The organism is Pseudomonas sp. VI4.1, from assembly GCF_002029345.1.
GTDB lineage: Bacteria > Pseudomonadota > Gammaproteobacteria > Pseudomonadales > Pseudomonadaceae > Aquipseudomonas.
In genome coordinates, this window is record NZ_MULM01000043.1 from 1 (window position 1) to 7,741 (window position 7,741).

General features: G+C 63.2%; 4 protein-coding genes and 2 pseudogenes. 2 read left to right on the forward strand and 4 right to left on the reverse strand.

Annotated elements, in window-relative coordinates; all coding sequences use genetic code 11:
* Window positions 1-180 precede the first annotated feature (180 nt).
* Entirely contained in the window at window positions 181-1,053 is an 873-nt protein-coding gene (locus BZ163_RS00770; RefSeq protein ID WP_128869413.1) for a LysR family transcriptional regulator, read from the reverse strand.
* 88 nt (window positions 1,054-1,141) lie between these two features.
* On the opposite strand from BZ163_RS00770, the pseudogene BZ163_RS00775 reads away from it, so the two are divergent.
* Window positions 1,142-2,468 (forward strand): annotated as a pseudogene (locus tag BZ163_RS00775) (MFS transporter).
* A gap of 44 nt (window positions 2,469-2,512) precedes the next feature.
* On the opposite strand, the pseudogene BZ163_RS00780 reads toward BZ163_RS00775, so the two are convergent.
* Window positions 2,513-3,928, reverse strand: a pseudogene (locus BZ163_RS00780) (type VI secretion system Vgr family protein).
* A 230-nt stretch (window positions 3,929-4,158) separates the two neighbouring features.
* Between BZ163_RS00780 and BZ163_RS00785 the strand changes: the two are divergent.
* Window positions 4,159-4,863, forward strand: coding sequence for a YebC/PmpR family DNA-binding transcriptional regulator (locus tag BZ163_RS00785; protein WP_128869414.1), 705 nt, complete (start codon window positions 4,159-4,161; stop codon window positions 4,861-4,863).
* A gap of 203 nt (window positions 4,864-5,066) precedes the next feature.
* On the opposite strand, the gene BZ163_RS00790 is transcribed toward BZ163_RS00785, so the two are convergent.
* On the reverse strand, window positions 5,067-6,380 hold the full coding sequence (locus BZ163_RS00790) for a protein kinase (RefSeq protein WP_128869415.1): 1,314 nt from the start codon (window positions 6,378-6,380) through the stop codon (window positions 5,067-5,069).
* Between the two features lie 11 nt (window positions 6,381-6,391).
* Window positions 6,392-7,555 (reverse strand): cell division protein ZapE, encoded by a 1,164-nt coding sequence (gene zapE / locus BZ163_RS00795; protein WP_128869416.1) that lies wholly within the window; start codon window positions 7,553-7,555, stop codon window positions 6,392-6,394.
* Between the last annotated feature and the right edge of the window lie 186 nt (window positions 7,556-7,741).

Here is a 7,741-nt window from a genome sequence, read left to right on the forward strand (position 1 = left end):
CCGGCGAAGGCGTCTTCATGGGCGCCGCAAGACTCAAGGCCGCCTTCGCCGGCAAGCCGGCTCCTACAGGGTTTGGCGTGTTTCACAATTCGGCGGTATGCAGGTGATCCTGTGTAGGAGCCGGCTTGCCGGCGAAGGCGTCTTCCTGGGCGCGGCAAGACTCAAGGCCGCCTTCGCCGCCTAAACCAGACTCCCACGCACCATCTCCAGAAACGTCGCCACCACCCGCCGCGAACTCTGTTCGCGCAAGCACACCAATGTCTCGGTCAATCGCCGAGTGCAATCGGTAATCGGCAACGCACACACCCGCGAATCCGCGCCAAACTCGGCAGCCGACACCACCCCTACGCCAATCCCCACCACCACCGCCTCACGCGCCGCTTCCCGGCCTTCGACCTCGATCGCCGGGCGGATGCGAAACCCGGCCCGGGCCATTTCCTCTTCCAGGGTCTGGCGCGTCACCGAGCCGATTTCCCGCAGCACCAGCGGTGTGTCGTCCAGGTCCGCCAGGCAGATGGATTCGCGGTCGGCCCACGGATGATGGCGGGAAACAAACGCCACCATCGGGTCATTGCGCAGCGGCAGACAGATCAGCCGTTCGTCGCTGACATCCCGTCCCAGCAACGCCAGGTCAGCCTGATAGTTGAACAGGCGAAACAGCGATTCATCGGTATTGCCGGTTTCGATTTTCACGCTGATGCCGGGGTAGCGCTCGCAGAATCGGGCAATCTGGGGCAGCACATGCACCGGCGCATCCACCGCCAGAATCAGGCTGCCGGTCTGCAGCGCCTGGGAAGCCTGCAGCAACTCCTGCGCCTCGGCCTCGATGACAAACAAGCGCTGGGTGACGCTCAACAGGCGCTCGCCCAGATCGGTCAGGCGCACCGAGCGTTTATTGCGGTGGAACAACAACACCCCGAAGCGCTCTTCGAGTTTGCGCACTTGGTCGGAAATCGCCGGCTGCGTGAGAAATAGCCGCTCGGCGGCACGGGTGAAGCTTCCGTGAACGGCCACGGCGTGGAAGGCTTTGAGCTGGGCGTGGGAAACCGACATCGAAACCTCCAGTAACAAGCTGAGCTTGTATTGGAAATACGATAAATCGATTTCATTTATTAATCAGAAATTGTTTTTATCGACCATTATGAACAACCCTATCGGCAGTCTCAAACGTTGGCGCGTGCAGATCTTCGTGATCACCTGGCTCGCTTATGCCGCGTTCTATTTCACCCGCAAAGCCTTTTCCGTGGCCAAACTGGGGATCGCCGAAGACCCCGGCTTCACCCTCGACAAGATGGCCATGGCCAACCTCGACGCCATCTACCTCGCTGCTTATGCCATCGGCCAATTCACCTGGGGCATCCTCGCCGATCGCTTCGGGCCCAGGGTCGTGGTGCTCGGTGGCTTGCTGATTTCCGCCGCCGCGGCGCTGGTAATGGGCAGCTTCGCCACATTGCCGATCTTCGCCACCTGCATGTTGATCCAGGGCCTGGCGCAGTCCACCGGATGGTCGGGGTTGTGCAAGAACGTCGGCAGTTTTTTCCCCGCCGAGCAGCGCGGGCGGGTGCTCGGGCTCTGGAGTTCCTGCTACGCCTTCGGCGGTCTGGTGGCCTCGCCGTTCGCCGGCTGGTGGGCCTACACGCTGATCGGCACCTGGCACGCGGCGTTCATTTCCAGCGCGGCGGTGGTCGGCCTGGTGGCGTTACTGTTCTTCATTTTCCAGCGCAACAAACCCGAGGACGTCGGTCTGCCGGCGGTGGAACCCGAGCCTGAACCGACCGCCGACGAGGCCCACACGCAAAGCACAATCAGCGTCCTCGAACCGCTGCGGGAAATCCTGCGCAACCGCACGGTGCTGGTGTTGGGGCTGGCGTACTTTCTGCTGAAACCGGCGCGCTACGTGATCCTGCCTCTGGGGCCCGGTGATCGTCTTCGAGCAGATGCCCTCGGTGGGCAAGGTCGGTGCGGCGATCATTCCGACCGCGTTCGAACTGGCCGGGTTGCTCGGGCCGATCCTGCTGGGCCTGGCCTCCGACAAACTGTTCGGCGCCCGGCGCATGCCGGCCTGCGTGATCAGCCTGCTGGCGCTGACCGTGGCCCTGGCGCTGTTCATGGGCGCACTGCACACCGGCAGCGTGGTGCTGGTGGTCGCCCTGTTGTTTGTCATGGGGCTGACCTTGTACGGACCGGACTCCATGATCAGCGGCGCGGCCGCCATAGATTTCGGCACCGCCAAGGCGGGTGCGACGGCCGCCGGGTTCGTCAACGGCTGCGGCTCGGTCGGGGCGATTCTCGGTGGATTGCTGCCGGGCTACTTCGATTCCGTGACTGTGTTCATCGTCTTCGCCGGCTGCGCGCTGTTCTCCGCGCTGGTGTTAATCCCGCACTGGAACAGCCGCCCGGCTGCCCTGCTGGCCGCAAGTGCAGCCGGGCCGAATCGGCCGCTGAACGTAAAACCCCTGGGTACATAAGGATTGACGCCCATTCAGGTTGCCACAGGCGCTGGCAAGGACGACTAGCGCTGAATGTCCGAGCGATTCAGCAGCCAGTCAAGCAGCAAGCGCGTGTCGCCGCGCGGTTCACGGGGGCGGGCCGGTTCAGGCGGGTGAATCTGCCCCAGGCCGACACACAGCACCGGCCGGTCCGGATCGCTGTCGAGAAAACTGACGAACACCTCGCTGCCGGCCCTTGGCAGTCTGCCGGGATCGATCCAGCCGTCCGGCGTGGTCACGGCGAGCGGCAGCCAGAGGCCGACGGACTCATCCGCCTCGGCGGCATCTATGGCCACAGCCTGACCTGGATCCGGCCGCGATCGTCCAGCTCGGGCGGTTGCCCGGCCGGCCCCAGCACCCGCGCGGGCTGATAGCCCGGAATGCTCGGCCTGGGTTGTTTCAACGCCGGGCGGAATTCCGTTGACCAGGGAATGGCGTTGAACCGATTGCGGTACAGCAGGGCACTGCAATCCCGGGCCGGAGCCGGAGGCTGTCGCCCCTGATGGCGGGTCTCGATGAGCCTGCCATTGCTCGTTGAAGCAGGCGAGCGGATGCGCGGTCACCTGGACGATCCGCGCGCTGCGCAGGGCGCCGTGATTGCTCTGGCCATGGACCTGCTGTTGCAGGCAACGCAGGCGCTGCAACTGTCGGCGGCTGCGTTGGTCCTGCTCGGGATCAGGCCTGGCCATCCTCAGCGCAGTCTTGCCAAAGGCATGGTTGGCCGCGCCATCGCCGGCATTCGGCGCGCCACGGTTGCCGGCCTCCCTTCGCGGGCACGAGGGCAGGGCGTCATGGCGCTGGAACAACTCACTGATCGCCGGCCGCGCAGGTTCCAGCGGGGCGTCCACCTGGAACGGCGTCAACAGCGGCGCCTGGGGGAAACTCAGGCTGTCGTCGGCCAACACCAGCACATGCCCGTCACGGTCATGTTCGAAGTGATAGTGAATGCCTTCTTCTTCGCACAGGCGCTGCAGCAACCCCAGGTCGCTCTCCTCGTACTGAATGCAAAACGGCCGCCGCGGATAGTGCCCGTTCGCCAACTCAAAACGATAGCTGTCGGCGGGCAGGTCATGCTCCTCCAGCAGCTGTTGCAGGATCATCGGCACGCTGAGGTCATGGAACACCCGGCGGCGGCTGTTGCCGTCCAGTGCCTGCAGGTAGGGCACCAGCACCATGTTGTAACCGACCTGCTGCGCACCGCGGTAGTCGCGACTGGCGCTGTGGAGGATGCCGTGAAAGCCCTGGCCATGCCCCAGGCTGAGGAACAGCGGCTGTTGCAACAGCTGGTCGAAGAGCATGGCCGGCGGCAGGCCGATCACCTCGACCTCGAATCGATAGGGCTGGTTGAGGGCTTCATGCCCGCTGAACTGCACCACCTGAAAACTCAAATCGTCCTCGAGCAGTGTCAGGGTGAAGGGGCTTTCCTTGTCGTTGAGCATCGAATGCGCTTCTGCCATGGAATACAGGCGAAGAGGGTACGAAACCATGGCCTCTTGTAGTCACCGCAAATCGACTTTTCAGAAACGCCCTACAAGCTCCGGTGAAGATGTCGATTCATCACCCGATCCAAGGGGTGGAATTTTTGGTCGATTGCCAACTTTAGGCCGTATAAACTTGCGCAAAGCGTCGGCCAATAGATGTCTCGGCGCCACAGATAAGAGAGTGAGTAATGGGCGCACAGTGGAAGGTTAAACACAAAGAAGCGGCATCCAACGCCAAGGGCAAGATTTTCGGCAAACTGGTGAAAGAGATCACCATTGCCGCACGCAACGGTGCCGATGTGGCGACCAACGCGCACCTGCGGCTGGTGGTCGAGCAGGCGAAAAAAGCTTCGATGCCCCGGGAAACCCTGGAACGTGCGATCAAGAAAGGCTCGGGCCAGCTGGGCGAGACCGTGCAATACCATCGCGTGACCTACGAAGGTTTCGCCCCGCATCAGGTGCCGCTGATCGTGGAATGCGTGACCGACAACATCAACCGCACCGTCGCTGAAATCCGCGTCGCGTTCCGCAAGGGCCAGCTCGGCGCTTCCGGTTCGGTGGCCTGGGACTTCAACCACGTAGGCATGATCGAAGCGTCCCCGGACAGCCCGGACGCCGATCCGGAAATGGCCGCGATCGAAGCCGGCGCCCAGGATTTCGAGCCGGGTGAAGACGGCGCGACCCTGTTCCTGACCGAGCCTGCGGACCTCGACGCGGTACAGAAAGCCCTGCCGGACCACGGCTTCACGGTGTTGTCGGCCAAGCTGGGCTACCAGCCGAAGAACCCGGTCAGCGGCCTGAGCGACGAGCAGATGGCAGAAGTCGAGGCGTTCCTCGAAGGCCTGGACAACCATGATGATGTGCAGGATATGTTTGTTGGGTTGGCCGGCTAAACATCAAAAGATCGCAGCCTGCGGCAGCTCCTGCAGGTGTACACCCAACCCTGTAGGAGCGAGCTTGCTCGCGAAAAACTATCTGGCGCATAGGTCTCCCAGATACAACGCGTCATCGTTAACGACCATCGCGAGCAAGCTCGCTCCTACAGTGAATGGCATCATTGTGGGAGCGGGCTTGCCCGCGATTGACCGCGCAGCGGTCACCAGCTTTTCAACGCCCGCACAATTTCGTCGAACCCAGGCCGCGCCAGCACTTGCGGCTCGCAGCAACGCCGCTGCAAATCCTCCAACCGCCTACGCCCCTCATCGCTCAACCCCGACTCGATTCGCTCCAGCAGTTCCCCCAGCAGAATTCCAAACGCCCGCACCTCGATCCGTTGCAATGCACGGCTTTCCAAGGTGTCCGCGGTGGCATGGAACGACGCCGCACCAAAGTCCCCAAGCAGGCAATCACCCTGCTCGTTCCACAGAATATTGTGGCCATACAGGTCGCCGTGGGTGATGCCCTGGTCGTGCAGATGTTCGGCCGCTTGAGCGATCCCGCTGGCGATCCGCAAGGCCACGCCCGCGCTAAACCGGGTGTCGTTGGCGTAGACGTCCCGGCTGCAGGATTCCAGGCTCGGCAGTCCGGCCAGGTTGCGGTACACCGGATCGATCAGCTCCATCACCAGCCCGGCCTGCGCCTGCGGGTGCCCGACAATCCGCCCTTCGATCCGGATCAGGTTGGGGTGCCGGCCTGCGGTGATGCAGGCGTTCATCTCATGCAACGGCGAGCCATCGCTGGTCATTTCGCCTTTGTAGAGTTTGACCGCGACCTGGGTGGCCGGTTGGCCCGGTCGTTCCCAGGTGGCGCGATGAATCACCCCCGAAGCGCCTTCGCCCAGTTGCTGCTCCAGGCGCAGTGCCGACCAGGGGATGCTCGCGACCGATTCCAGCGCGGCCGCATCGGCTTCGGTTTCCAGCGGGTTACCGGCGTAGGCCAGCCAGGCCAGGCTCGGCAGGGTTAGCAACCACTCGGGCAGTTCGGTCAACCGGTTGGCGGCGATGCGGATCAGCTCGAGTCGATGACAATGAGCCAGGCTTTCAGGCAAACGCTGCAAGCGGTTGCCGGACAACATCAGTTTTTGCAGGTGCGGGCGTTGACCCAACTCGGTCGGCAGTTCGCTGAGGTGGTTGTCGGTCAGGATCAGCCATCGCAATAGCGGTGGCAGCGCCGCGCCTGGCACTGTTGCGATGCGATTGGCCTTGAAGCCGACCATGGTCAGCGCGGTACATTGACCGAGGCAGGCGGGGAGTTCGGTGAACTGGTTGTCCGAGCAGAACAGCACCCGCAAACGATTGAGCCGGTGCAAGTCATCCGGCAGCCGGCTCAAGGCGTTGCCGCTGAGGTTGAGCACCTCCAGCGAGTCCGCCAGGTCGAAGATTTCCCGGGGAAACTCCGTCAGGCCGCAGGCCAGATCGAGGCGGGTGACGCCCGACAATTGGCCGGCGCGCAGTTGGGCAAGGGTGTCCATGAACAGACTCGCTATTGATCGAGGGGAGGGCGCGGTGCCCCGGGAATGGGCGACATGATAGCGGCAACTTCCACCAACTGCCCCAACCGACTCCGCGTCCGCGCCAGATCAATCGCATCGCCCCCCAGGCTTTCCCGCAACGACCGCTGTCCCAGCAGCACCAGATGCTTGTCCTGATCGTACAAAACATCCACCAGATTGATAAACCGCTGCTGAGCCGCCATCGAACACTCAGCGAGATTGGGCAATTCATCGATCACCCAGTGATCGAAACGCCGGCACAGCTCCAGGTAATCCATGACCGCCGTGGGGTGGTCGCACAGGTCGCCAAAGGTCAAGCCAATGGTTCGCCCTTCACAGTATCGGGCCGGCAGATGCCGTGTACCTACGGGCACCGCCAGCGCGGGAGCGCCAGGCTCGGGCAGGTTCAAGGCCCGACGTTGCGCCAGCGTGGCCGGCCAGACGTAATGGCCCTGGGTAAACACCTGCTGGGCGTGGGTTCGCGCCTGGCTGCGGTAGTCATGGGGGCCGCCGACCTCCATGACCTGCATCCGCGTGTTGATCAGGTCGATCACCGGTTTGAAGCGCGCATGGTACAGCGGGTTGGGCAGCAGGCCCTCGGGTGGGTAATTGGAGGTGACCATCAGCAGGATGCCCCGGCGGAACAGCGCCTTGAACAGCCGCGCAATGAGCATCGCATCGCCGATGTCGTGAACATGAAACTCGTCGAAGCATAGCACCCGGCAGTCGAGCAGCAGCTCATCGAGCGTGGCCGCCAGTGCATCGGGCTGCTCGCGATGACTGAACATGCCTTGATGCAGTTGCGCAAAGAACTGATGGAAGTGCAGGCGCTGTTTTTCCGCGATCGGCAGCGCCTGGAAAAACCCGTCGAGCAGCCAGCTCTTGCCGCGCCCCACCGCGCCGTGCAGGTACAGGCCGGGCAGGGTGTGCGCCGAGGACCCGAGCAACATCGTGGCGTGCTGCGCCATGCAGTCGATCACTCGCTGCTGGCTGTGGCTGAGGGTATAGCCCTGGGCATGCGCCTTGTGGTGAAAGTAATCGTGGATCACGCGACCGGTCGCGGTACAGGACGCAGGCGATGCCTTGCCGAAAATGCGGCGCAACGCAGGCCAGCGTGGCGTGAGTCGCGAACGGTTGGGCGGTCGAACAGCCACTGTAATGTCACCCCGTAAATGGTCAGGCCGGCTCCCCCGAGCGGCGGCGGCCTAGTGTACCCAAAGGGCGAACAACCCGACCACCGCGCCGTACACGGCCCTGTAGGAGCTGGCTTGCCAGCGAAGGCGTCATATCAGCCAATACCATCTGTCGACTGACTCACCGCTTTCGCTGGCAAGCCAGCT

Excerpts from the sequence above, each read along its gene's own strand:
- BZ163_RS00770 (WP_128869413.1), bottom strand. The coding sequence starts at position 1,053 with ATGTCGGTTTCCCACGCCCAGCTCAAAGCCTTCCACGCCGTGGCCGTT.
- BZ163_RS00785 (WP_128869414.1), top strand. The coding sequence starts at position 4,159 with ATGGGCGCACAGTGGAAGGTTAAACACAAAGAAGCGGCATCCAACGCC.
- BZ163_RS00790 (WP_128869415.1), bottom strand. The coding sequence starts at position 6,380 with ATGGACACCCTTGCCCAACTGCGCGCCGGCCAATTGTCGGGCGTCACC.